Raw genomic sequence first — 23,445 nt, forward strand, 5'->3', positions numbered from 1 at the left:
CCCCGCGCGCGACATCTGATGCATCAACGGATTCACTGAACCATGCCGATCAATCTCCCCGAGCTGCTGACGCCGATCAGCGACGCGTCGCCCAGCGGCGACGACCTGCTGTTTTCGAACGAATTCGACGCGATCCAGGACGCGCGGCGCTACGACGATCCGACGCTCGACCAGGGCGAATGGGTGACCGAGATCAAGGAGGCCGACTGGGGCTTCGTCGTCGACCATGCGGGCGAGCTGCTGCGCGCGCGCACGAAGGACCTGCGGCTCGCCGTGTGGCTGACCGAGGCGCTCGCGCTCGAGGACGGCATCACCGGCCTCACCGAAGGCTACGCGCTGCTCGAGGGCCTGTGCCGCGAGTTCTGGGACAGCGTGCACCCGCTGCCCGAAGGCGACGACACCGAGTACCGGCTCGGCAACGTCGCGTGGCTGGCCGGCCGCACGGCCGAGCTGCTGCGCGCGGTGCCGTTGACCGACGGCGCGTCGAACGCGTTCAGCACGCTCGACTGGGAAGTGGCGCAGCACGTCGCGCAGTCGATCAAGCGCGCCCCCGAACACGCGGACGACATCGCGCGCGGCAAGCCGTCGATCGACCAGATCGATGCGTCGCGGCGCGTGACGTCGATCGCGTTCTACACGGCGCTGCTGGCGAACCTGAAGGCCTTCGAATTCGCGCTCGACGCGTTCGAGGAGCGGCTCGTCGAGCGTGCGGGCGATTCGGCGCCGAGCTTCCGGCAGGCGCGCGACGCGTTCGAGACCGTGTACCGGCTCGCGGAGCGCTTTGCGCGCGAGCAGGGCTATACGGGCAGTGCGCCGCACACGCAAGCGGCGCCGCAGGCGCAGCCCGAGCGCATCGAGCCGAGCTTCGGCAATTCGATCCAGACCGAGGAGACCCACGTGCAGTCGCAGACCGCTCCGCGTCCTCCGGTGACGCAGATGATCGCCGGCATCCAGAACCGCGCGCAGGCCGTCGACCAGTTGCGTGCGGTCGCGCGTTATTTCCGCCAGACCGAGCCGCACAGCCCGGTCGCGTACCTCGCCGACAAGGCGGCCGAATGGGCCGACATGCCGCTGCACAAGTGGCTCGAGAGCGTCGTGAAGGACGACGGCTCGCTGTCGCATATTCGCGAGCTGCTGGGCGTGCGGCCGGACGAGCAGTCGTAAAACGCAAAACGGGCGGCGCATCGCTGCGGCCGCCCGTCGAGTGCCGTGCCGCTCCGCAAAGGCGCGGCCGGCCGATCCTCCGTTACTGTCCCACCCGGAACTCGATCCTTCGATTCCTTGCCCGCCCGTCCGCCGTATCGTTCGGCGCGATCGGCTGATCCGGCCCGACGCCCGTCGTCGTCATCTGCTGCGGCGGGATGCTCTTCGTGATCAGGTAACCCTTCACCGCATCCGCGCGCGCCTGGCTCAGCGCGATGTTCGAGGTCCGGTTCCCCGAGTTGTCGGTGTGGCCGATGATGTCGACCGTGCGGTTCTGCATCTTCGAGAGCGCGGCCGCCATCTGGTCGAGGATCAGCTTGCCCTGCGGCGTCAGCGTCGCGCTGCCGGTCTCGAACTCGATCGTCCGGTTCGCGAGCGTCTGGTCGAGCACACCCTGCTCGGACGCCGACACGCGCAGCCCGTTCTTGATCGTGTAGGTCGGGTTCAGCGTGTTCGCCATGTCGCTCGCGAGCTGCTGGCGTTGCGCCTCGTTGTGCACCTCGCCCTTCATCTCGATCTGCGTGCCGTTGATCTTCAACTGCCCCTTGCTGATCTGCTTGAGCTGCGCGCCGAGCAGCTTCTGCACGTTCGCGCTCCAGTTCGGCGGCGTCGCGACGTCGCCGACCTCGATCTGGTCGACGACGTTCGCCGCGCCGTAGGTATCGCGCAGCTTCTGCAGCACGGCGGCCTTGGTCGCCTCGTCGGGCACCTTGCCGCCGGCGACCACCTGGCCGGGCGCCGCGTTCGCGGGCGGCGGCGTGATCGTGCCGGCCGTGCCGTGCATCACCGTGCCGGACGCGGTCGCCGGCGCGGCGCCGGGGTTCGGGTTCGACGACGGCAGCGCGGTCGTCGCGACCGTGCCGTTGCCGACCGGCGTGACGGTCGCGCCCGTGTTCTGCGCGAAGGCTGCACCGCTGGCAACGAGGCCGGCGGCGAGGAGGGCGGCGAGAGCGGGCGAGCAGCGCGGGCGCCAGGCGTGAATCGAGCGATGCATCCCGTCAGCCTCCGATGAACGCTTCGCGGAACGCGTCGATGGCGACGCGCAGCGAGAGTTGCGGTTGGTCGAGGTAGCTGACGAGCTTGCTGATCTGGTGATCGTTTTGCGCATGGGCGTCGATCCACTCGGGATCGTCGATGTCGATGTTGTGGGCGGCATAGGTTTGCGGATCGACAACGCTCAGCAGCGTCTTCGCCGACGCGCCGTTGAAGCCGATGATGAGCCGTTCGCGCTCGGCGATCGAGCCGATGAAGATCGCGAGCTCGAAGTCGGCCTGCGCGACGAACGGCGCGATCAGTTCGAGCCAGAACGCGGCGACGAGGCTGCGGTAGAACGGATCGACCGGCAGCGGCAGCGTCAGGCCGCGCTCGATGTGCGACGAGCCGCTCTGCATCACCGGCCGGAGCAGCGAGCCGAGCGCGAGCATCGCGCCGCGCAGCCGCACGGGGTGGCCGCTCTCGAGCAGCATCTGCTGCAGGCCGTACAGCGACTGGTGTTCGACGAAATCGTTGAAGGTGCCGTCATGCGACGTGCCCGGGCCGCCGACGTCGATCGGCACCTGCGTGTCGCCGAGCGCCTGCAGCGCGCCGGGCGGCTCGTCCTTGCCGAGCAGCGGCGGGATCTGCGTGGCGACGCGCGACCACAGCCGCGCGAACGCCAGCGGGCTGCGCGCGAGGAACGCGAGCGGCCGGTCGACCTCGAGCGCGGTTGCGCCGAGGAACGGGAAGCGGCGCATCGACACGTCGTGGCTCGCGACCATGTGGCCCGCGATCGCGAGCTTGCTGCGCGAGCCGAGGAACGCGAAATGCATCGGCTTCGCATCCTCGTAGACGAGCTTCCAGCGCGGATCTTCCGCAAGCAGTTCGAGCGCCTGCGCGATCCAGCGATCGAGCGTCTGCAGCAACTGCGGATTGTGCTGGCTCTTCACGAAGTCGCCGCGCGACGGAATCTTGCCGAAGTAGGCGATTTGCGCCTGTACGGTTTGCGTCATTGCGCCCCCTGTGCATTCGTTGCGTTGGCGGCCGCGACGGCCGGCGCTGCGCCCGGCGTGCCCGGGCCGGACTGGGTCGCGTTCTGCGCGGCAGCCGCGCTCGCGTCGGCGACCGACGACGGCAGTTGCAGGCCGCGCAGGCTCTGCTGCTGCGGCTGGTCGCCGCCACCGCCCGACGGTTGCGACGTGCTGATGATGCGCATCGTCACCGACACGTTCACGCTGCCCTGCGCCCACGTCAGGTCGAAGGTGCCGTCCGGACGGCGCTTGCGCTGCGCCGAGTTGATCAGCTTCTCGAGACCGTAGCGGCCCGGCTCGTTGACGAGCTGCACCGTGCGGCCGTCGAAGGTCGTCGCGGACAGCGTCGCGCCCGCCGAGCCCTGCGGGTTCGGCCACACGAAGTTGGTCCACTGCGGCGGCGTGTTGCGGTAGCGCAGTTGCTGGCCGTCGATCGCGATCGTGTATTCCGTCGTGCCCGTGCTCGGCTGCGGCAGGATCTGGAACACGGTCTGCGGCTCGGACGCCGCGGCCGCGCTGCCTGCCGCGCCGCCCGCGAGCGGTGCGACCCAGCGCGCGAAGCCGTTCGTGAAGTCCGGCGTGAGCCCGATGCCCATGTCGCCCCACGTGCGGGCGGCGAGCGTGTCGCCGCGGCGCACCGCGAGCGGCCCGAGCGTCGTGCCGACGAACTTCGCGATCGAGCCGTCCGGACCGAACACCTGCGCGATCTCGCCGGCGCCGGCCTCGACCTTCGCGTTGGCCGCGAACGGGTACTTCGTCGCGAGCGAGCTCTGGAACGGCTGGTAGACCTGCGCGTTCCACACCTTGTTGACTTCGGTGCTGGCCGGCTGGATCACGACCGCGAACGCCTGCATCAGCGGCCGCACGAGCAGCGGCCGCAGCGACTTGCGTTGCGAATCGGTGAGGCCCGTCAGCATCTGCTCGTCGACGAGCTTCAGCGAATCGGCGAGTTCCGAACCGTTGCCGTCGAGCGTCTGCTGCATCAGCTGGCGCGCGCCGGGGCCCGGGTCGCCCTGGTTCTTGATCACGTTGAAGCGGGTCCGGACCTTCGACAGCGATTCCATGTAGCCCTTGAGCATCGACGTGCCGTCATGCGTCGCGACGATCCGCGCGAGCCCGATGAACTCCTGGCCGATCGGACCCATCGGCACCTCGGCCGGATTGCCGTTGATGTCGATGTTGGCGGCCGCCACCTGGCCGGCCTGCGAGCGCGAGAACAGTTGCTTGACCCAGTTCACGACGCCCGTCTGCGCCTTCTTGATCGCGACGTTCGCGAGCGACGGGTTGTCCCACGACGTCTGGTCGTACGCCGTCTCGAGGATCTTGCGGATCGGCGAATCCTGCGGGTCGCCGAGGCGGTTCATCCCGTCGACGGCCTGGCCGAAGCTGCTGAAGCCCTGCACCGCGATGCCCTGCATGAACTTCTGCCAGTGCTGCGCGTACTCGGTCTTGTACATGCCGACCAGCGTCTTCTGGATCTGCTCGGGGCTGCCCTCGAGCGTCAGGTCGTCCTGCGTCGACGTATTCAGCACCCAGTCCTTCGCCTGCAGTTCCTTGGTCGCCGCGTCGCGGATCGCCGGCTGCACGTAGTCGAACCACGCTTCGCGCGTGAACGTGCCCGGAATCGCGTAGCTGCCGGCCACCAGCCCCTGGTTGCCGTCGCCGACGATGCGCGCGATGGTCATCGGCGCGAAGCGGGTCGACGCGCGCGCCTTGATTTCCTCGTAGACGCGCTGGCGGGCCGGCATCCCGCGCACGACGCGGCGCAGGTTCTCGCGGGTCTGGTCGACGAGCGCGAGGTTCGCGTCGATCATCGGCCAGTCGTTGTCGTTCACGCGGGCGAGGTAGAACGAGATCATGCGCTCCGCGCTCTTGATCATCTCGTCACGCGGCATGTTGCCGCGATTCGTCTCGAGCCAGCCGCGCCAGAAGCGGGCGAGCTGGTCGGTCAGGTGCGCCTGCTCGACGTGGCGCTTGTCGGACAGCATCAGGTACGTCTTGAGCGCGTTGTACGCGTCCTGCACGTTGGTCGGCGACGCGTCGCTGTAGAGGCCGCCCTGCGGTGCGGCCGGCTGTTGCGGCGCGGCGGCCGGCGCGGTACCGGACGCGGCCAGTGCGGCGCCGGCCAGCGGCGCGGCGCCCGCCGCGTTCGTCGAGACCGGCATCGCGCCGCCCTGAACGGCACCCGATTCGGGCGGGCGGGTCATCGGCACGAGCTGTTCGGGGTGCGCGTTCACGTCCTTCATGAACGACGCGAGGTTCTGCGACACGGGGGCCAGCAGGATCTGGCGCACGCCGTTGTAGTACTCGGTCAGCAGGTGCTGTTCGAGACGGTCGCCCTGGTACAGGCCGAGCGACACCGACAGCGGCTTGTCGCGGCGGAACTGCTCGAGCTGCTCGATCCGGTCTTCCAGGATGTCCATCGCCTGCAGGCGCGACTGCAGGTCGTTGCGGCCCTGCTGCAGGCGCGTGACGTTGTCGAGGTCGGCCTGCACGTTCGAGACGAGCTGCTGGTTGCCGATCGTCGACCAGGTCCAGCCGCCGAGCGCGATCGCGAGCGCCGCGACGAAGCCGAAGAAGGTCGCGTAGCGCAGCCGCGTCTTGGTCGGGCTGGCGAACTGGCGCACCGTCTGGCGGTCCGCGAAGATCACCTTCGAGAACAGGTCGCGCAGGAAGAAGCCGTTCTTCGAGAACGCGCTGTGCGGCTTCGGCAGCGCGCTCGCGTCGAGGCCGAAGCGGTGCGCGATGCGCTGCGCGGCCGTGCTGCTGGTTTCGCCTTCCTGCAGCGCGCTGGTGAAGTAGAAGCCGCGGAAGATCGGCTTGTACTGGAACGGGTTGTTCTCGAACAGCGTCGCGAGGAACGCGCGCAGCGACGGCTTGATCGTCGAGAATTCGAGCGGGAAGCTCAACTGGCCCGGCGAAAGCTGGTTGCCGCGCGACAGCGACAGCTGCGCGACGCTGATCTCCTTCAGCCCTTCGTAGAGTTCCTCGAAGTGCGTGTCGAACTGCGCGACCACGTCGCGCTTGTCGTCGGGCTCGTAGGGCAGGGTGGCGCCCCACACGCGGTCGTACTCGTGCTTGTCGCTGCTGCTGAAGAATTCGGTGAAGCCGGTGATCAGGTCGGCCTTCGTGAACATCACGTAGACCGGCGCGAACACCTCGAGCTTTTCCGTCAGCTCCTGAACGCGCTGGCGGAGGTTTTTCGCGAGGTTGATCGCAAATTCGGGGCGGTTGCCGGTGAGTTCGGCGATGCTGGCGGTGACGATGATGCCGTTGATCGGTGCCTTCGGGCGATAGCGCTTGAGCAGGCCGAGGAAGCCGAGCCACTCGCTGCGGTCTTCCTCGTGCACCGAATAGCGGCCGGCCGTGTCGAGCAGGATCCCTTCGGTCGTGAAGAACCAGTCGCAGTTGCGCGTACCGCCGATGCCGTGGATGACGGCGCTGTTCTTGTCCGCGAACGGGAACTGCAGCCCGGAATTGAGCACCGCGCTGCTCTTGCCCGCGGCCGGGTTGCCGATCACGATGTACCACGGCAGTTCGTACAGCGCGGAGCCGCCCGAGACCTGGCCGATCTTCGACGTCTTGATCGTCTTCACCGCGTCCGACAGGCGCGTGCGCAGCACGTCGAGGTCGGCCGTCTTCGCGTCGGGCGCGAGCGCGGCGGCGGCGGGTGCCGCGATCTTGCCGGTTTCCGCCTGCTCTTCGAGCACCTGGCCGAGCTGCTGGTTCGCGCGCTTCACGCGCCAGCGGCGCCACAGCGCGACGACGAGCCACAGCGCGAGGATCGCCGCAAAGGCGATCGCCGCCCACAGCAGCGGGAGCTGCAGCATGTCGGCGACGATGAAGAGGATGGCCGCTAGCGCGACGATCCCGACGATCGAGAGCGTACGCGGATGAGTCAGCACGTTGAGGATGCGTTGCATAGGACGTTCAGGTTCCGGTGCGATTCGGTGAGGCGACGCAGGCGCGCCGAGCGGCAAGGGTGGCGCCGCGATGTGTCGCCATGCTGTCAAACGGGATGAAGGGGGCTGGCATCAATGCGCCCGCGGCATCGGAGAAGGCGCGCGCATTAATGAAAGGACGCTGTGAGATTTAAAACGGAAGCGGCGACCGGAAAAAATCGCGCACCGGAATGCCCGATTTTTTGCGTCGCCCGTATCGTTTCCTGCCGGGATATTAAAAAGCCCCATGCCGCCCTCATTATTTCCTGTCCGGCAGCCCTGGCTAGCTGCCGCGTCCCAGTTTAAAACCGGGTTTATGGTATTCCACGTGACCGAGATCCATCATTTTCCATCGGCCCCCCCAGGTCAGGCCGACCTGCTCGGCGACCTGGCCGTACAACTGGTAGCCGCGCATCGCCCACGGATCTTTCTCGGAAATGACCAGCTTGCCGTCGCGCAGGAATGCGTTGTCGGCCGCCAGCCCGAATTGGTGATAACTCTGGAAGGCCGCCGCATTGGTCACGTTGCTGCCCATCTGTGCCAGCCGGTTTTGCCGTTCCGGGCTCCGGTAACCTTCCAGCAGCGCCATTTCATAACCGTATTGTTCGTGCATGATCTTGTAGACCAGCAGCAAACGCGTACGGAAATCCGGGTCCAGCATGTTCCAGTCGCGGCTCGCATCCTTCAGCGCCGGGCGCACCTGTTCGACTTCCTTGGTGGCGAAGACTTCCGGCGGCAGCGGCGGCGGCGGCACGAGCTGTTCGCCCTGCAGCAGCGCGGCGATCTTCTCGTCGGGCACGCGCGTCGTGTCGTCGTACTGGAACAATTGCCGGCCGCGTAACGCGATGGCGACCAATGGCGGCGTCGCAAGAATACCTGCCGATACCATAATCATCAAGCGCCGCCGAACCAGTAAATTTTGCACATCGTTTAATGCACCGCGCGTAGCGCTTGCCGATTTAACAATCTGACTCCGCGTACGCGCGGCGCGATCGTTCGCACGGCGCGTAAGACGGCCGTGAAACTGGGCGACGGATTCGAAAACGGCCGCGCGGATACCCGGTAAAAGCAACAGTGCCGCAACCGCGACGGCAAGGGCGAAATAGGCGACGAGTGCGACGGCAATCAACGAAATCCCCGGAAATTGGAATTGATTGTGTTTTGCAATGCTTGCTCTTAGAATCAGGCTGCTTTGAGAGGCCGGGCTATATTATCGCGGTGAATTAAACCAGGATTCAATGAGACGCTGAATGAGTGCGCCGGAAAATTCAAATTCGAAAACTCCACCCAGCCTGCTGTCCGATACTAAACCGGAAGGCAACGGAGGAGCTCAGCAGTCTCGCATTCTCGCGAATCTGGAAGGGCGTGTCACGCCGCCCGCCGAACCGGCGCGCCGTTCGCTGAAGGCACCGATCGCGGCCGTCGTGGCATTGGTGGTTGCCGTCGGCGGCTGGGGCGCGTGGCGCATGCAGCAGCCTTCGGGCGAGCAGGCCGCCGCCGTCACGGCTGCGGCCGCGCCCGCAGCGGCTGCGCCGGCCAAGGCCGCACCGGCCAGCGGGGCCACCGTGCAGGTCGCGCAGAATGGCGCATCCGCCGCGCAACCGGCGACGATCGTCAACGACGATTCGGCTTCCCAGACCGTTGCATCCGCATCGTCCGCGTCCGGCGCGGACGGCAGCCGCCTGTCGCGCGCGCTCGCCAATGGCGCCGACGACGCATCGGGCGCGGCGACGGCCGGTGCAGCCGCGGCCGCCACGGCCGCCGCGGCAGCGACGACCAAAACCGCGAAAGCCGACGCCGCGAAGAACGCGAAGGTCGCGGCACACGGCAAGGCCGACACGAAGGCCGAGACGAAGGCCGAAGCCCGCAAGCATCGCAAGGAACAGGAAGCCGAGCTCGCGCAGGCGAAGAAGCGCCGTGACGCGGCGTCGACGCGTACCGCGAATGCGAAGGCGGCCGGGAAGGACGATCCGGATGCCGATCTGCTCGCGGCGCTCGTCGCGCGCACGAAGCCGGCCGACAAGAAGCTCGCCGCGCAGAAGGCGCAGGCCGTGCCGACCAAGGCGGCCGCGACGACCGGCTCGCTTGGGGCGCGCGTGAAGGAGTGTTCGGAGCGCGGCTTCTTCGAGGATCAGTTGTGCCGCTGGCGCGTCTGCGACGGCCACTGGGGCAAGGACCCGGCGTGCCCGAACGCCGCACAGTCGGAGACGCGGCAGTAACGCGTCCCGCGCATGCCGCGATGCCGTATCTGCGCCGCCCGTTGGGCGGCGCGTTGCTTTGGGGGCACGGAAGCCGCCGGTATCATGCCGTGTGACGCTGTCACGCGTGCGTCACGCCCGTCGGGCATACGTCTCCTTTCCTTTCCCGGCGCGGGCCCGCGACCCGCTTTGCGCGGCGCGCCGCGCGCCGCACGACTTTCGACACGATGGACCTGATCGTACAGACTTACGGCGCCGATACGTCCGGCATGGTGTGCGGCTTCCGCTTCGTTCCGGGCGGATCCGGCGCGACGCTCGACGCCGACGCAGCCGCCGCGTGGCTGCGCACGTGCCGCGCGCGCGATGCGGCCGCGTCGGACGATTTCGTCTGGCTGCACTTCAATCTCGCGCACGGCGCGAGCGAGCGCTGGATGCGCACGCATCTCGAGCTGCCCGACAGCTTCTTCGAATTTCTCCACGAAGGTTCGCGCTCGACGCGCATCGAGCAGGAAGACGGCGCGCTGCGCGCGATCGTCAACGACGTGATGTTCAACCTCGAGCTGACGCCATCGGAGATCGCGACGCTGTTCGTCCACGTCGAGCAGCGCATCATGGTCACCGCGCGGCTCAAGCCGCTGCGCTCGGTCGACACGCTGCGCGCGTGCGTGCGCGACGGCGAGCGGTTCCGGTCGCCCGCGGAACTGCTCGTGCACCTGCTGCGCGACCAGGCCGACCTGCTGATCCAGATCATGCGGCGCACGAGCGTCGACGTCGATCGCATCGAGGATCGCTTCCTGTCGCAGCGGCTCACGTCGAGCCGCATCGAGCTCGGCGCGATGCGCCGCACGCTGACGCGCCTGCAACGCATGCTCGCGCCCGAGCCCGGGTCGATCTTCCGGCTGCTCGCGAAGCCGCCCGCGTGGCTGCACGTGGAAGACGTGCAGGAGCTGCGTGAATCGACCGAAGAGTTCTCGCTGGTGCTTGGCGATCTGTCCGGGCTCAACGAGCGGATCAAGCTGTTGCAGGAAGAGATCGGGTCGCGTCTCGACGAGCAGAACAACCGGACACTGTTCACGCTGACGCTCGTGACCGTCATCGCGCTGCCGATCAACATCGTCGCCGGCTTCTTCGGGATGAACGTCGGCGGCGTGCCGTTCTCGGAGAACAAGCATGGCTTCTGGCTGATGGTGCTGCTCGTCGCGGGCTTCACGGCGCTCGCCGCATGGTGGGCGTTCCGCCGTCGCGACGATCGCTAGCGCGGGTGCTGCATCAACGCAGCAGCGCGATCGCGCGTTCGCCGATCACCATCCGGAGCAGGCCGACGAGTGCGACGAGCGGCGGGGCCGGCGAGCGCACGTGCAGCAGCGCGTGCAGCACGCCGACGCCGAGGCCCGCCGCGAGCGAAGTCACGTATTCCATCATGGCGTTCTCCCGTGCGGTCCGGCGTCAGGGCTTGAGGATGACGCGCTCGCGCGCACCGGCCAGCACCGCGCGATATGCGTCGTGCGCGCGTTCGAGCGGGTATACGTAGTCGTCGCCGATCGGAAACGGGCGCAGCGTGCCATTACCGAAGCCGGGCGCGAGCGTATCGAGGATCTGCGCGACCGCGGCGCCGCCGAGCTGGATCGAGTCGACACCCACGTACGTATGCTGGCCGCGATAGAACGCGAAGATGTCGAACGGCACGCTGCGGTCGATCGTCGAGATGAAGATCTGCCGCGCCCCGATCGCCATCGATGCGTTCGCGGCTTCGAAATACGGGCTGCCGACCGTGTTGTAGACGATGTCCGCGCCGTGGCCGCCGGTCGCCGCGTGCACGGCGTCGGCGACGGGCCAGCGCGACGCGTCGATCATGTGCACGTCCCCCGATGCGTGGCCGCGATAGCCGCCGGGGCCGCGCTCGACGCCGATCACGGTCGCGCCGCGCGCGGTCGCGAGCTGGATCGCGGCCTGGCCGACCTTGCCGTTCGCGCCGAACACCAGCACGACGTCGTCGGCCGTCGGCATGCCGGCCCGGCGCAAGCCCTCGTACGCGGTGACGAACGGCACACCGACGCCGGCCGCTTCGTCGAGCGTCAGCACGGCCGGCTTGCGGCGCACCAGTGCCGCGTCGAGCACGAGCCATTCCGCGTGCGAGCCGTCGCGCCCTACGCCGAGATCGCCGCCCGATCCCCATACGGGCGCGCCGATCCATTCGGCAGGGCCGCTGCGCACGATGCCGGCCCAGTCGCGCCCGGGCGTGCGCGGCCACACTGCGTGCGGCATGCGGCCGAGCGCGGCCTTCACGTCGCTCGGGTTGACGCCGGCCGCGCGTACCTCGATCAGCATCTGGCCGTCGGCCGGCACGGGTGGGTCGATTTCCCTGACGCGCGCGTCGAGCGACTCGATGTCGGCGGCGGGCGCGTCGAAGCGGATGCTGCGCATGATGATCTCCGGGTCGGATGGTTGCCGCGCTGCCCGGAGGCCGGCGCGTGCAACGGGTGGAAAGGATGAATGCAGTCTAGTCGGGCCGAATGGACGCGGAAATGTGCAAAGGCGGATGATTGTTTTGGGATCCGCGCATAGCAAAACCCGAGACCCCTGAATGGACGATTTCCTTTCCCCGCAACTGGCGCTGGTCGTCGACGTGGTCGACCAGCAGAGCTTCTCGGCGGCCGCGCGCCGGCTGGGCGTCGCGGCGGCGCCCGAGCAGGCGACGATCCACGTGTTGCGCCAGCAGGCTCGCGGCAGCGCGCGTGCGTCACGGCTCGTCGCGTTCCTCGCGACATGGTTCGCGCAGCCGGCGTGGGATGCCGCGTGGGTGTGACGGCGAAGGGGCGCCGCGGGGCCGTGCGGAAATAAAAAAGGCCTCGCTCGCGAGGCCCGTCAAAGGTCGGGAAGACCGGTACGCCGGCCGGCGCCGCAGGCTGCGCGGCACCGGCCGAGCTTGCACCGTTACTGCGTCACTACCTTGCGCGGCTTGAAGATGCCCTGGTATTGCAGTGCCGGGCGTTCCTTCGTCGTCGGCGCGATGCCGTCGAAGGTCGGCGTCTGGCGCAGCTTCATCGCGGCCGGCGAAGCGACCGAACCGATCGACGTCGAGCGCGAAGCCGGCGCGAGGTTGTTCGCGACGAGCAGCGCGGCCTCGCTCTTCAGGTTCGACAGCAGCACCGGATCGGACGAGCCGTTGACCTGCGTGAGCAACCCGCTCCAGGCCGCGTCGCTGTAGTTCACGACGTAGTAGTCCAGCCCGCTCGGGTCCGCGACCACGCCCGTGCAACCGTCGATCCGCGTTTGCGTCTGCGTATCCTTCAGCGCGAGCGTCGTGCGTTGCGCGAGACCCTGGCCGTACGCGAGCGTGATCGGCACCGTCCACTGCAGGCCCGGATACGCGTTCTTGTTCGGGAACGGCTGCTGCTTCAGCGTGACGATCGTCTGGTTCTTCGTCAGGTCGCACTGCGTGTCGAGCGAGATCAGCGGCACGCCGGTCTGGCGCACGTAGCTGTCGCCGATCGCGCCGATCGACTGGCCGCTCTCCTTCGACAGCGCATCCCACAGGCGCTTCGGCGTGCCGTTGCCGAACGAGTAGTCGACCAGGTACTGCTGCAGACCCTTGCGCAGCGTCTGTTCGCCGAGATAGTTCTCGAGCGTCTTCAGCACGTGGCCGCCCTTGTCGTACGTGAACGCGCTGGCGCTCAGCACGAAGTCGTTCGACGCCCAGCCGTTGAAGTTCGGCGCGACCGGGAACGCGTTCGGGCCGATATCACGATTGATCACGCGGTACTTGTTCTTCACCTGGTCGAGCCAGCTGAACTCGTTGGGGAAGAACTGGATCGTCGTCTTCGTCTCGAAGAACGTCGCGAACGACTCGTTGAGCCACACGTTGTCCCACCAGTCGGTCGTGACGAGATCGCCGAACCACTGGTGCGCGACTTCGTGCGTCAGCACCTCGTTGCCGTAGTGCGACATCGGCTGGCCCGGCTGCGGCAGGATGTCGTCGGCGAACTCGAGGATCGACCCCCAGTTCTCCATCCCGCCGAAGTTCAGGTCCTTCTGCTCCTTGAACGCGTCGTTCGCGGCCACCGTGTCGAATTTCGTGAGCGGCAGCGCGATGCCCGTGTAGCGGTAGTAGAAGTCGAGCGCCTGCTTGGTGCGGTCCATCGCCGGCTTCGCCCAGTCTCTCATGCCCGGCGGCGTGAACACGCGCAGGTGCAGGCCGCCCTTGCCGCCCGGCAGCGGGCTCGTGAAGTCGTCCTCGTAGGTGTCGAACAGGCCGCCGCCGAAGAACAGCAGGTACGACGGCATCGGCGGGGTCTTCTCGAACTGCACGAGCTTGTAGCCGCCGCCGATGCTGGTCGACGGCTTCTCGGCCGCGTTCGACACGACGCGCCAGCTCTGCGGCACTTCGGCCGTCACTTCATAGGTCGGGCGGAACGCCGGCTCGTCCCAGCCGGGGAACCATTGACGCGCCAGGTTGGTTTCGCCCTGGGTGAGGATCGCGCCGCTCGTCGTGCCGTCGGTGCTCTTCAGGTCGACGCGGAAGATGCCTTCCGCGGCCGAGCAACCCGGATACGGATCGTCGCCGCAACTGCCGCCCGTCTTCTTGACGGGATCGTCATAAGACTTGAAGTTGATGATGCCCGACCACTCCATGTGCAGCGAATAGTTGCCCGGCGAGATCGAGCCGCTCACGGGGCGCAGCTGGTAGAAGTCGCCCTTGTCCTGCGGCGTCGCGATCAGCTGGATGTTGCCCGGCTGCAGCGTGATGCGGCCGTTCGTGAACTTGATCCGGTGGCCGGCGATCACGATGTTGTTGACCGGCTTCAGCACCTTGATCTCGACGTCGGCGCGGCCGTCGAACGCGTTCAGCGCTTCGTTCGGGCGGAACCACAGCCGGTAGTTCACGGGTACGACGGTGTCCGGCAGCTCGACAGGCGATACGCTCTTGTCGACATTGGATGCGCTCGGCGGCGCGGTGACGGCAGGCGACGAGCCCGAGTGCGGCGCGCCGGCGGAGCTGAGCGCGGAAGCCGAGCCCACGCCGCCGTCGTCGCCGCCGCACCCGGCGAGCGCGAGTGCGGCGACGAGCGGCAGATAACGCATCTTGCGAATGTTGATCGACATGACTGAAACCTCGATTGTGGAAAGAATCGTTCAGTGCTGCGAAAACGCCGGCAAAAGCAATCCCCTCGCCGTTAATCAACGGCGATGAAAATGCTAATGACGGATTATTCGAAAAGACGGCGGCCGACTACGTGAAGGTAATCATGGTTTACTGCCCCCTCTGGATTTCCGGATGTCGGTTAACTTGCCGGTTCAAAATGGACGGGCGCGTGTTGTACTGAATTGATTTCGCGCGCACGACACGGGGCCGCACGCCCTGCACGGGCGCGCTTTCCCTTTGAACCGACGACCTACGGGGCTGGCCGGGCCAGTCCGCAGGACGGAAGGAAGGCGTGTCGCCGTTCCGTAAATGCGCCGTCATGCGGCTTCAAGGTTTGTCGGCTAGCTCGAAGGATGCGTAAATATACTTGATGGTTTTAGGTAAAGGAAACGAAAAATTTAGAAAGTGCGCCTATTGATTTTTTCGCGCTTCATTGAATGCTGGAAGTCATTAATGCGCTGTCCGTTTAGCTGATGCCTTCGTAGTTTTAATCTATTAACGATCTGGCGCGGCTGCGAAAACTACGAAATCCGGTGAGTCGCGGCATGCTCGGTACAATGCATCGACGACCCGCTCACCGATTGCCGCGAGGAGGCCTTCCCATGCCACGAGCCCTGTTCCGTATCGCGCCGCTGCGCGCCGTGCTGCTGCTGTTCGCCGCCGTGTTCCTGCTCGGCGGTTGCGCGGGGCTGACGCGCGACCCCGTGCGCGTGTCGGTTGCCGGGCTCGACCCGCTCGTCGGGCAGGGGCTAGAGATGCGTTTCAGCCTGAAGCTGCGCGTGCAGAACCCGAACGATGCGCCGATCGAGTACGACGGCATCTCGGTCGCGCTCGACCTGAACGGCACGCCGTTCGCGAGCGGCGTCAGCGATCGCTCGGGCACCGTGCCGCGTTTCGGCGAGGCCGTGCTCGACGTGCCGGTGTCGGTGTCCGCATTCGCCGCCGCGCGGCAGGCGTGGAACCTGCCCGGCGCGGCCGCGAACGGCGAGCTGCCGTATGCGCTGCGCGGCCGGCTCGCCGGCGGCGTGCTCGGCACCGTGCATTTCAACGACGCGGGGACGCTGCGCCTGCCCGCGATGCCGGGATGGGGCGGATAGCCCGCGCGCCGCGCGGATGCCGGCGTCATGCCTGACCAGGCGGCGCACGCCGGCCCTGACGATTTCTGACGATTGAATTGCGCTTGCCTTGCATTTTCCTGGCGGGATCGCGCTTAAACTGGCCGGGTCCGGAGGGCCGGACGAACTTTCACCCGAGGGGGATCCCAATGGCAGCGAAATTCGTCATCAAGAAAGCGAGCGACGGTCAGTTCCTGTTCCACCTGAAGGCCGGCAACGGCGAGATCATCCTGCGCAGCGAGCTCTACAAGACCAAGGCGTCGGCGGAGAACGGCGTCGCGTCGGTGCGCAAGAATGCGCTGGACGACGCGCGCTACGAGCGCAAGACCGCGAGCAACGGCCAGTTCATGTTCAACCTGAAGGCCGGTAATCACGAGATCATCGGCACGAGCGAGCTGTACAAGGCCGAAGCGGGCCGCGAGAACGGCATCGCGTCGGTGAAGCAGAACGCGCCCGACGCGGCGCTCCACGACGAGACCTGACGCGCGCGCGTCCCGGGCGGCGGTGCGTGCCGCCGCCCGCGCTTTGCCGCGCGGGCAAAGCGCGGTATGGTGTGAGCCGCGCGGCGCGATGCCGCCGCCCGTTGAAGCCAACCGTAACCGAGTTCGCGTGACCGATTTCCCCGTTTTCCACTGGACCGACGCCGACGGCGCCGATCATGCCGTGCGCTGGCGTTCCGAAGCCGGTGTGCAGCCGCCGAAGCGCGCGGTGCCCGCCGACGACCGCGTCACTGCCGACGCCGCCTACCGCCTTGCATGCGAGGGCACCGCGCTCGTCTGGCAGGGCGACTTCCAGAATGCGCGCCAGCTCGTGCAGGCGATGGCGCGCCGCGTCGAGCGCAAGCCGAAGAAGGCAAAGGCCGCGGCCGGCGTCGACGCGTTCAACCTGCATCGTCTCGCGCAGTCGCAGCGCGCCCGCACGCTCGGGATGCTGCTGATCCCGCTCGACGCCGACTACACGATCCCGCTGCGCCGCGCGCCCGACGTGCGCGCCGCATGCGAGGAGGCGTACGGGCCGGGCGGCGCACCGTCGGTCGTATCGCTGCGCGAACTGCTCGGCCTCGTCGGCGCGCATGAATGGCGCAAGAAGGGCGTGCCGATTCCGGCGCTCGGCGGCGCGCCGATCCATCCTTATTACGGCGTGTTCTCGCCGGTGCGCGGCGAATACGTCGAACTCGTCGCGCGCGCGCCGCTGCCCGCGACTTCGCTTGCATTCGATATCGGCACGGGCACCGGCGTGCTCGCGGCCGTGCTCGCATCGCGCGGCGTCGAGCGCGTCGTCGCGACCGACCAGGATCCGCGTGCACTTGCCTGTGCGCGCGAGAACGTCGCGCGGCTCGGTCATGCGGATCGCGTCGACATCGTCGAGGCCGACCTGTTTCCGGCCGGCCGTGCGCCGCTCGTGGTCTGCAACCCGCCGTGGGTGCCGGCCCGGCCGAGCGCGCCGATCGAATACGCGGTCTACGATCCCGACAGCCGCATGCTGCGCGGTTTCCTCGCCGGGCTTGCCGCGCATCTCGAGCCGGGCGGCGAGGGCTGGCTGATCCTGTCCGATTTCGCCGAGCACCTCGGCCTGCGGCCGCGCGACACGCTGCTGCAATGGATCGACGAGGCGGGCCTCGTCGTGCTCGGCCGCGACGACATCCGCCCCGCGCACCCGAAGTCGACCGACGCCGACGATCCGCTGCATGCGGCGCGCCGCGCCGAGGTCACGTCGCTGTGGCGGCTCGGCGCACGAGCCTGACCGCGCATTTTCGGTAAACTGTCGCCATTCCTCACGAATTCCCGTCGCCGGGCCGTGGTCGACCGACCGTGGCCCGGCGCCGCATCACGATGTCCAACAAGACCCACGAAATCCGCCCGGAGCAGTCCGTCGAGCTGCTGAAGGAACTGCACATCCTCACCCGCGACGGAAAGCTGAACCAGGACAGCCGCCGCAAGCTGAAGCAGGTCTATCACCTGTTCCAGTTCATCGAGCCGTTGCTTGCCGGCGTGCAGGCCGACCAGGGCAGCGTGACGCTCGTCGATCACGGCGCCGGCAAGTCGTATCTCGGCTTCATCCTGTACGACCTGTTCTTCAAGCAGCAGCCGGGGCACGGCACGCCGGCGTTCGCGTCGCACGTGTACGGGATCGAGACGCGCGAGGAGCTCGTCACGCGCTCGGCCGAGCTGGCCGCGCGGCTCGGGTTCGGCGGCATGTCGTTCCTGAACCTGTCGGTTGCCGATTCGATCACGTCGCCGCAGCTGCCCGAAACGGTCGACGTCGTCACCGCGCTGCACGCGTGCGACACGGCGACCGACGACGCGATCCGCTTCGCGCTCGCGAAGCGCGCGCAGCACATCGTGCTGGTGCCGTGCTGCCAGGCGGAAGTCGCGGGCGTGCTGCGCAGGAACAAGGGCAAGTCGCTTGCGAACGCGCTGACCGAGGTGTGGCGGCATCCGCTGCATACGCGCGAATTCGGCAGCCAGATCACCAACGTGCTGCGCTGCCTGCAGCTCGAAGCGCACGGCTATCAGGTCAGCGTGACCGAGCTGGTCGGCTGGGAGCATTCGATGAAGAACGAGCTGATCATCGCGCAGTACAAGAACCTGCCGCGCCGGCGGCCCGGCGAGCGGCTGAGCGAGATCCTCGGCATGTTCGGGCTCGCCGAACTCAACGAGCGCTTCTTCGTGCCGGAGGCCGCGGCGGCGGGCGGCGAGGCCGTCGAGCCGGCCGAAGGCTGACGCGCGGGCGGGCCGAACCGCGTAGCGGCCGGCGCGCCCGCGTGGTGCATCAGACGTCGTCGCCCGGCCGGCGCATCCATTCGCGCCAGCCGTCGTGGCCGAGGCGGCGCAGCGTTTCCTGGTTCTTTTCGTAGATCGCGGACGCGTCCGGGAACGCGTCGACCGCGCGCGCGATGCTGTCTTCGCGCAGCAGGTGCAGGATCGGATACGGCGCGCGGTTCGTGTAGTTCTCGATGTCGTCGGGTTCGCTGCCTTCGAACCGGTATTGCGGATGGAAGCTCGCGATCTGCAGCACGCCGTCCAGCCGCAGCTGCCGCACGAGCCGGTCGGCGAAGAACAGCGCATCGTTGTAGTCGACGAAATCGGCGAACGCATGCGGGAAGATCACGAGCGTCGTGTCGACCTGCTGCGGATCCGCCGCGTCGAGCGCGCGCAGCTCGGTTTCGAGCTCGGCGAGCGCGTCTTCCAGCGTCGTCGCTTCGCTGATCGCGTAGCGCACCTGTTCCTTCACATAGACGCTTTTCGCGAACGGGCACAGATTGAGCCCGATCACCGCGCGCGCGAGCCAGTGCCGCGTGGCGGCGAGGATATCGTCATGCGATTCGGGGCGGGTGTCGATCATCGTCAAACCAGTCGGGCGGTAGGGCGGAGAGGGCCGCATTGTAGCGGGCACGCCGGGCTCGGGCGTGCGCCGCCCGTCATGCGCATGCGGCTTCGATCAACTGCATGACGAGCGCGGGTGCGGTGCCGATCGGCGTTTCGCCATGCCGGTAGGTCTGGCTCGCCGCGTAGATGCCTTCGATCACCAGCGCGAGCGCATCGGCGAGCGCCTGCGGCTGCCGCGCGCCGGCGCCTTCGCACAGCGCGACGAGCCGCTTCATCAACTGTTCCTTGTTCTGCGCGACGCGCTCGCGCGCCGGGTGCGACGCATCCGGGAATTCCGCGGCGACGTTGACGAACGGGCAGCCGCGATAGTCCTTCTGCGTTGCGCGCTCGGCAAGATCGACGAAATACTGGATCAATTGCGCCTTCGGCTGGCCCGGATGCTTGGCGACGCTCGTGTCGAGGCGCTCGAAGAAGCACGCGTCCATCCGCTCCAGGTATGCGAGGATCAGCTCGTCCTTCGACGAGAACTGGCGATACAGGCTCATCTTGTTGACGCCCGCGCGCTCGACGACCGCCTCGACGCCGACCGTGCGAACGCCTTCCTTGTAAAACAGCTCCTCGGCGGCGCGCAGCAGGTGCTCGTGCGCGGTGGCCCCGTCGATCGGCCGGCGCGTGCGACGCGCCAGCGGTTTGGCGGCTTCGATGCCGGACATGATGACCCTCGACTGCGTGATGGAATTGCTTGACATGTTACCGACTGGTAACTACGATCGCAACACACTTGTGACCGGTCGGTAACAATGCTGGCCGGATCGACAGACAAATGCCAAGCGTCGGCCCGGGTCAGCCGATGCAGCGTGCGGCGGAGGTGGCCTGGCTGGGTGGGGCGGAGCAGGTGCGATGGCGCCGGAGCCGCCAACTGGAGAGCATGAAGATGAACTGGGCAGTGACACGAATCGGCGGGCGCTTCCACTACGGATGGCTCGCGGCGGCGGTGGTATTCCTGATCCTGCTGGCGGCAGCCGGCACACGCGCGACGCCGAGCGTGCTGATGGTGCCGCTCGAACGCGAACTCGGCTGGAGCCGCGCGGCGATTTCGCTGGCGATTTCGGTGAACATCGCGTTGTACGGGTTGACGGGGCCGTTCGCGGCCGCCGCGATGCAGCGCTTCGGGCTGCGCCCGACGATTCTTACCGCACTCGTGACGATGAGCGCGGGCGTCGCGCTGTCGTCGATGATGACGCAGAGCTGGCAGATGGTGGTGATCTGGGGCCTGATGGTCGGCTGCTCGACGGGTGTCGTCGCGCTGACGCTGTCCGCGACCTTCGTCACGCGCTGGTTCCATGCGCGGCGCGGGCTGATCATGGGCATCCTGACCGCGAGCACGGCCACCGGCCAGCTCGTGTTCCTGCCGATGCTCGCGGCGATCGCGCAGCGCCATGGCTGGCGGCCGGTCGTGCTGGTCGTCGCGGTGGCCGCGGCGATCGTGATTCCGCTCGTCGCGTTCCTGCTGCCCGAACGGCCGGCCGACGTGCAGTTGCGCCCGTACGGCGAGCCGGCCGATGCGCCGCCCGCGCCCGAAGCGACGAAGGAGAACCCGCTCGCGGTCGCGTTCCGCACGCTGCTGATGGCGAGCCGTTCGCGCGATTTCTGGCTGCTGTTCTTCAGCTTCTTCATCTGCGGTGCGAGCACCAACGGTTATGTCGGCACGCACCTGATCGCGATGTGCAGCGACTACGGAATGACCGAAGTGCAGGGTGCGTCGCTGCTCGCGGCGATGGGCGTGTTCGACCTGTTCGGCACGACGCTGTCGGGCTGGCTGTCCGACCGTTACGACAACCGCGTGCTGCTGTTCTGGTACTACGGGCTGCGCGGGCTGTCGCTGATCTACCTGCCGCATGCGTTCGGGATCGATTTCTTCGGGCTGCCGCTGTTCGCGATGTTCTACGGGCTCGACTGGATCGCGACCGTGCCGCCGACCGTGCGCCTCGCGACCGACGTGTTCGGCAAGGCTGCGGCGCCGGTCGTGTTCGGCTGGATCGTCGCCGGCCACCAGCTCGGCGCGGCGTTCGCGGCGCTCGGCGCGGGGCTGCTGCGCGCGAGCCTCGGCACCTACACGATCGCGTCGATGATCTCGGGCGGACTGTGTATCATCGGCGCGCTGATCGTGTTGCGGATCAACCGCGGCCCGTCGCACGCAACGGCGCAGGCGGCCTGACGGCATTGGCTCGGCCGGCCGCACCGCATGCGGCCGGCCTATGCAGGATCGATGATTTGCATAGCGCGGCAGGATCGGGCGCGCAACCGCCCAAGCGGGTATGCTTGCGGTTCGCCGGGCGTTCGCGCCCCTTCATCGATGTCAGCGAGGAACCGCATGTCCGTCAAACCTGCTCCCACCACTGTTTCGATTCACGATCTGATCGCAGGCCGCTGGAGCCCGCGTGCGTATTCGGACGAGTCCGTCAGCGCCGGCGATCTGCACGCGGTGCTCGAAGCCGCGCGCTGGGCGCCGTCCGCATACAACGCGCAGCCGTGGCGCTTCGTCGTATTCGATCGCACGCAGGACGAAGACGCATTCAAGCGCGCGTTCGCGACGCTGGTGCCGTTCAACCAGGGCTGGAATGCGCCGGCGCCCGTGCTGATCGCGGTCACCTCGCACACGCTCACGCCGAAGGGCGAACCGGCGCCGACCGCGCTGTACGACGCGGGCGCAGCTGCGATGTCGCTGGTGCTGCAGGCGCATGCGCTGGGCCTCGCCGCGCACCAGATGAGCGGTTTCGACGCGAAGGCGTTCCGCGATGCGTTCGCGATTCCGGCCGACGTCGCGATCCTGTCGATCATCTCGCTCGGCCACTACGGCAACGTCGACAAGCTCGATCCGGTGCTGCGCGATCGCGAGAAGGCGCCGCGTACGCGCCATGCGATCGGCGAGGTCGTGTATGCGGGCGCGTGGAAGAAGAGCTTCGACGCGGCAGCCTGACCTGCGAAGCGGGCGGCATGCGTCGCGCATCCCGTCCGCGCGTCTCCCCGGCGCGCCAGGCCGCGCGCCGTCGCCGCCGACGCCCGTCCCGCGGCACTGGTGGCCGGCCCCGGTTGTGATCCCGCGGGCTTCATGTTAAAAAGCCCGTCCTTTCCGTTTTCGCGCCGGCCCCGCTGCGGCAACTTCCCATGACTTACTGCGCGATCGATTTCGGCACGTCCAATTCCGCCGTGGCGCTGCCCGACGGCGACGGCATGCGCCTCGCGCCCGTCGAGGGCGACCACCTGACGCTGCCCACCGCGATCTTCTTCAACAACGACGAGGAGACGGTCGAGTACGGCCGCGCGGCGCTGGCCTCCTATATCGACGGTTTCGACGGCCGGCTGATGCGTTCGATGAAAAGCATCCTCGGCTCGCCGCTCGCGGAAACGACGACCGATCTCGGCGACGGCAGTGCGATCGCGTACACCGAAATCATCGCGCGCTTCCTGACGCACCTGAAGCGCAAGGCCGAAGCGCGCGCGGGCGCGCCGATCGGCCGCGCGGTGCTCGGCCGGCCCGTGTTCTTCGTCGACGACGATCCGCGCGCCGACCGCCTCGCGCAGGACCAGCTCGAGGCGGCCGCGCGGTCGGTCGGCTTCGAGGACGTTCACTTCCAGTACGAACCGATCGCCGCCGCGTTCGACTACGAATCGCGCCAGCAGGCCGAGCGCCTCGTGCTCGTCGCCGACATCGGCGGCGGTACGTCCGACTTCTCGCTGGTGCGCGTCGGGCCCGAGCGGATGGCGCGGCTCGAGCGCAAGGACGACGTGCTGGCCCACCACGGCGTGCACGTCGCGGGCACCGACTACGACCGGCGTGTCGAGCTGGCGGCGATCCTGCCCGCGTTCGGCTACCGCTCGCTCGACCCCGAAGGGCGCGAACTGCCGAACAAGATCTACTTCGATCTCGCGACCTGGCACCTGATCAACACGGTCTACACGCCGAAGCGGCTCGGCGAGTTGAAGCTGATGAAGCACCTGTACCAGGATGTGCGGCAGTACGACCGGCTCACGAGCGTGGTCGAGCAGCGGCTCGGGCATGCGCTGATGGCGCGCGCGGAAGAAGCGAAGATCGGCGTCGCGGCGGGCGGGGAGACGATGATCGACCTGAACGACGTGGAGGAGGACCTGCTGATCGCGTTCGATTCCGATCGTCTCGTCGATGCGAGTCGCGACGACACCGCGCGCATCGTCGACGCCGCGCGCGAGACGGTGCGGCTCGCGGGCGTCGCGCCGCGCGACGTCGGCGCGCTGTATTTCACCGGCGGCTCGACGGGGCTCGCGTTCCTGTCGGGCGCGCTCGCGGGCGCGTTCCCGGATGCGCAGCCGGTGTTCGGCGACCGCCTCGCGAGTGTCGCGACGGGGCTCGGCATTCACGCGCAGCGCCTCTTTGGCTGAACCGCGGGCGGCTGCATGGCCGCCATGCCGGACTTGGCGCAGAAAAACAAAAAGCCCCGCCGAAGCGGGGCTTTTTTTCACGAATTATCGC

At 67.7% G+C, this 23,445-nt stretch carries 20 protein-coding genes; 11 read left to right on the forward strand and 9 right to left on the reverse strand.

Going from position 1 to position 23,445, the window contains the following annotated elements; all coding sequences use genetic code 11:
* The first annotated feature begins 42 nt into the window (after nucleotides 1-42).
* Nucleotides 43-1,164, forward strand: coding sequence for a type VI secretion system protein TssA (tssA, locus tag ABD05_RS08005; protein WP_047899653.1), 1,122 nt, complete (start codon nucleotides 43-45; stop codon nucleotides 1,162-1,164).
* 82 nt (nucleotides 1,165-1,246) lie between these two features.
* Here tssA and ABD05_RS08010 read toward each other — a convergent pair whose 3' ends face one another.
* From ABD05_RS08010 to ABD05_RS08025, 4 genes are all read right to left on the reverse strand, one after another.
* Nucleotides 1,247-2,197 (reverse strand): OmpA family protein, encoded by a 951-nt coding sequence (locus tag ABD05_RS08010; RefSeq protein WP_047899654.1) that lies wholly within the window; start codon nucleotides 2,195-2,197, stop codon nucleotides 1,247-1,249.
* A gap of 4 nt (nucleotides 2,198-2,201) precedes the next feature.
* Entirely contained in the window at nucleotides 2,202-3,191 is a 990-nt protein-coding gene (gene tagF / locus ABD05_RS08015) for a type VI secretion system-associated protein TagF (RefSeq protein ID WP_047899655.1), read from the reverse strand.
* Nucleotides 3,188-7,132: a type VI secretion system membrane subunit TssM gene (gene tssM, locus ABD05_RS08020; protein ID WP_047899656.1), complete on the reverse strand. Its 3,945-nt coding sequence runs from the start codon at nucleotides 7,130-7,132 to the stop codon at nucleotides 3,188-3,190. The genes tagF and tssM overlap by 4 nt, the downstream gene beginning before the upstream one ends.
* A 301-nt stretch (nucleotides 7,133-7,433) precedes the next feature.
* The gene (locus tag ABD05_RS08025; RefSeq protein ID WP_047899657.1) at nucleotides 7,434-8,279 is read right to left on the reverse strand and encodes a M15 family metallopeptidase; all 846 of its coding nucleotides are present in this window, start codon (nucleotides 8,277-8,279) and stop codon (nucleotides 7,434-7,436) included.
* A gap of 121 nt (nucleotides 8,280-8,400) precedes the next feature.
* Between ABD05_RS08025 and ABD05_RS08030 the strand changes: the two genes are divergently transcribed.
* Nucleotides 8,401-9,369 carry a hypothetical protein gene (locus tag ABD05_RS08030; protein WP_047899658.1) on the forward strand — a complete coding sequence of 323 codons (969 nt, stop codon included), beginning with the start codon at nucleotides 8,401-8,403 and terminating at the stop codon, nucleotides 9,367-9,369.
* Nucleotides 9,370-9,575: 206 nt separating this feature from the next.
* A complete protein-coding gene (locus tag ABD05_RS08035; protein WP_047899659.1) occupies nucleotides 9,576-10,604 on the forward strand; it encodes a transporter in 1,029 nt (342 codons plus the stop codon).
* Nucleotides 10,605-10,617: 13 nt separating this feature from the next.
* Here ABD05_RS08035 and ABD05_RS35870 read toward each other — a convergent pair whose 3' ends face one another.
* Together ABD05_RS35870 and ABD05_RS08040 are read right to left on the reverse strand one after the other, a co-directional pair.
* Nucleotides 10,618-10,770 (reverse strand): DUF1427 family protein, encoded by a 153-nt coding sequence (locus ABD05_RS35870; RefSeq protein ID WP_082146068.1) that lies wholly within the window; start codon nucleotides 10,768-10,770, stop codon nucleotides 10,618-10,620.
* 24 nt (nucleotides 10,771-10,794) lie between these two features.
* Nucleotides 10,795-11,772 (reverse strand): quinone oxidoreductase family protein, encoded by a 978-nt coding sequence (locus ABD05_RS08040; protein WP_047899660.1) that lies wholly within the window; start codon nucleotides 11,770-11,772, stop codon nucleotides 10,795-10,797.
* Between the two features lie 160 nt (nucleotides 11,773-11,932).
* Between ABD05_RS08040 and ABD05_RS38875 the strand changes: the two genes are divergently transcribed.
* Entirely contained in the window at nucleotides 11,933-12,154 is a 222-nt protein-coding gene (locus tag ABD05_RS38875; protein WP_047899661.1) for a hypothetical protein, read from the forward strand.
* A gap of 128 nt (nucleotides 12,155-12,282) precedes the next feature.
* Here the strand turns inward: ABD05_RS38875 and ABD05_RS08050 are convergent, their stop codons facing one another.
* Nucleotides 12,283-14,451, reverse strand: coding sequence for a M1 family metallopeptidase (locus tag ABD05_RS08050; RefSeq protein WP_047899662.1), 2,169 nt, complete (start codon nucleotides 14,449-14,451; stop codon nucleotides 12,283-12,285).
* Nucleotides 14,452-15,093: 642 nt separating this feature from the next.
* On the opposite strand from ABD05_RS08050, the gene ABD05_RS08055 reads away from it, so the two are divergent.
* The 4 genes from ABD05_RS08055 to ABD05_RS08070 all read left to right on the forward strand — a co-directional run bounded on the left by ABD05_RS08055 (nucleotide 15,094) and on the right by ABD05_RS08070 (nucleotide 18,329).
* Nucleotides 15,094-15,588 carry an LEA/WHy family protein gene (locus ABD05_RS08055; RefSeq protein WP_034183694.1) on the forward strand — a complete coding sequence of 165 codons (495 nt, stop codon included), beginning with the start codon at nucleotides 15,094-15,096 and terminating at the stop codon, nucleotides 15,586-15,588.
* 167 nt (nucleotides 15,589-15,755) lie between these two features.
* Nucleotides 15,756-16,088, forward strand: a complete 333-nt coding sequence (locus tag ABD05_RS08060) for a YegP family protein (protein WP_047899663.1) — start codon at nucleotides 15,756-15,758, stop codon at nucleotides 16,086-16,088.
* A 127-nt stretch (nucleotides 16,089-16,215) separates the two neighbouring features.
* On the forward strand, nucleotides 16,216-17,349 hold the full coding sequence (locus ABD05_RS08065) for a methyltransferase (protein ID WP_047899664.1): 1,134 nt from the start codon (nucleotides 16,216-16,218) through the stop codon (nucleotides 17,347-17,349).
* Between the two features lie 89 nt (nucleotides 17,350-17,438).
* A complete protein-coding gene (locus ABD05_RS08070; protein ID WP_047899665.1) occupies nucleotides 17,439-18,329 on the forward strand; it encodes a class I SAM-dependent methyltransferase in 891 nt (296 codons plus the stop codon).
* A gap of 49 nt (nucleotides 18,330-18,378) precedes the next feature.
* Here ABD05_RS08070 and ABD05_RS08075 read toward each other — a convergent pair whose 3' ends face one another.
* Together ABD05_RS08075 and ABD05_RS08080 are read right to left on the reverse strand one after the other, a co-directional pair.
* Nucleotides 18,379-18,951 (reverse strand): DUF1415 domain-containing protein, encoded by a 573-nt coding sequence (locus ABD05_RS08075; protein ID WP_047899666.1) that lies wholly within the window; start codon nucleotides 18,949-18,951, stop codon nucleotides 18,379-18,381.
* A gap of 76 nt (nucleotides 18,952-19,027) precedes the next feature.
* Nucleotides 19,028-19,648, reverse strand: a complete 621-nt coding sequence (locus ABD05_RS08080) for a TetR/AcrR family transcriptional regulator (RefSeq protein WP_047899667.1) — start codon at nucleotides 19,646-19,648, stop codon at nucleotides 19,028-19,030.
* A gap of 221 nt (nucleotides 19,649-19,869) precedes the next feature.
* On the opposite strand from ABD05_RS08080, the gene ABD05_RS08085 reads away from it, so the two are divergent.
* The 3 genes from ABD05_RS08085 to ABD05_RS08095 all read left to right on the forward strand — a co-directional run bounded on the left by ABD05_RS08085 (nucleotide 19,870) and on the right by ABD05_RS08095 (nucleotide 23,354).
* Nucleotides 19,870-21,153, forward strand: a complete 1,284-nt coding sequence (locus tag ABD05_RS08085; protein ID WP_047901124.1) for an MFS transporter — start codon at nucleotides 19,870-19,872, stop codon at nucleotides 21,151-21,153.
* Nucleotides 21,154-21,309: 156 nt separating this feature from the next.
* A complete protein-coding gene (locus ABD05_RS08090) occupies nucleotides 21,310-21,915 on the forward strand; it encodes a nitroreductase family protein (RefSeq protein WP_047899668.1) in 606 nt (201 codons plus the stop codon).
* Nucleotides 21,916-22,103: 188 nt separating this feature from the next.
* Nucleotides 22,104-23,354, forward strand: a complete 1,251-nt coding sequence (locus ABD05_RS08095; RefSeq protein WP_047899669.1) for an Hsp70 family protein — start codon at nucleotides 22,104-22,106, stop codon at nucleotides 23,352-23,354.
* Nucleotides 23,355-23,445: the final 91 nt, after the last annotated feature.

Origin of the sequence: Burkholderia pyrrocinia (genome assembly GCF_001028665.1) — a bacterium.
GTDB classification, from domain to species: Bacteria; Pseudomonadota; Gammaproteobacteria; order Burkholderiales; family Burkholderiaceae; genus Burkholderia; species Burkholderia pyrrocinia.

Coding starts and splice junctions, on each gene's coding strand:
- ABD05_RS08040 (WP_047899660.1), bottom strand. CDS start 11,772: ATGCGCAGCATCCGCTTCGACGCGCCCGCCGCCGACATCGAGTCGCTC.
- ABD05_RS35870 (WP_082146068.1), bottom strand. CDS start 10,770: ATGATGGAATACGTGACTTCGCTCGCGGCGGGCCTCGGCGTCGGCGTG.
- ABD05_RS08080 (WP_047899667.1), bottom strand. CDS start 19,648: ATGTCCGGCATCGAAGCCGCCAAACCGCTGGCGCGTCGCACGCGCCGG.
- ABD05_RS08090 (WP_047899668.1), top strand. CDS start 21,310: ATGTCCGTCAAACCTGCTCCCACCACTGTTTCGATTCACGATCTGATC.
- ABD05_RS08055 (WP_034183694.1), top strand. CDS start 15,094: ATGCCACGAGCCCTGTTCCGTATCGCGCCGCTGCGCGCCGTGCTGCTG.
- ABD05_RS08060 (WP_047899663.1), top strand. CDS start 15,756: ATGGCAGCGAAATTCGTCATCAAGAAAGCGAGCGACGGTCAGTTCCTG.
- ABD05_RS08095 (WP_047899669.1), top strand. CDS start 22,104: ATGACTTACTGCGCGATCGATTTCGGCACGTCCAATTCCGCCGTGGCG.
- ABD05_RS08085 (WP_047901124.1), top strand. CDS start 19,870: ATGAACTGGGCAGTGACACGAATCGGCGGGCGCTTCCACTACGGATGG.
- ABD05_RS08075 (WP_047899666.1), bottom strand. CDS start 18,951: ATGATCGACACCCGCCCCGAATCGCATGACGATATCCTCGCCGCCACG.
- ABD05_RS08030 (WP_047899658.1), top strand. CDS start 8,401: ATGAGTGCGCCGGAAAATTCAAATTCGAAAACTCCACCCAGCCTGCTG.
- ABD05_RS38875 (WP_047899661.1), top strand. CDS start 11,933: ATGGACGATTTCCTTTCCCCGCAACTGGCGCTGGTCGTCGACGTGGTC.
- ABD05_RS08070 (WP_047899665.1), top strand. CDS start 17,439: ATGTCCAACAAGACCCACGAAATCCGCCCGGAGCAGTCCGTCGAGCTG.
- tssA (WP_047899653.1), top strand. CDS start 43: ATGCCGATCAATCTCCCCGAGCTGCTGACGCCGATCAGCGACGCGTCG.
- ABD05_RS08050 (WP_047899662.1), bottom strand. CDS start 14,451: ATGTCGATCAACATTCGCAAGATGCGTTATCTGCCGCTCGTCGCCGCA.
- ABD05_RS08010 (WP_047899654.1), bottom strand. CDS start 2,197: ATGCATCGCTCGATTCACGCCTGGCGCCCGCGCTGCTCGCCCGCTCTC.
- tagF (WP_047899655.1), bottom strand. CDS start 3,191: ATGACGCAAACCGTACAGGCGCAAATCGCCTACTTCGGCAAGATTCCG.
- ABD05_RS08035 (WP_047899659.1), top strand. CDS start 9,576: ATGGACCTGATCGTACAGACTTACGGCGCCGATACGTCCGGCATGGTG.
- tssM (WP_047899656.1), bottom strand. CDS start 7,132: ATGCAACGCATCCTCAACGTGCTGACTCATCCGCGTACGCTCTCGATC.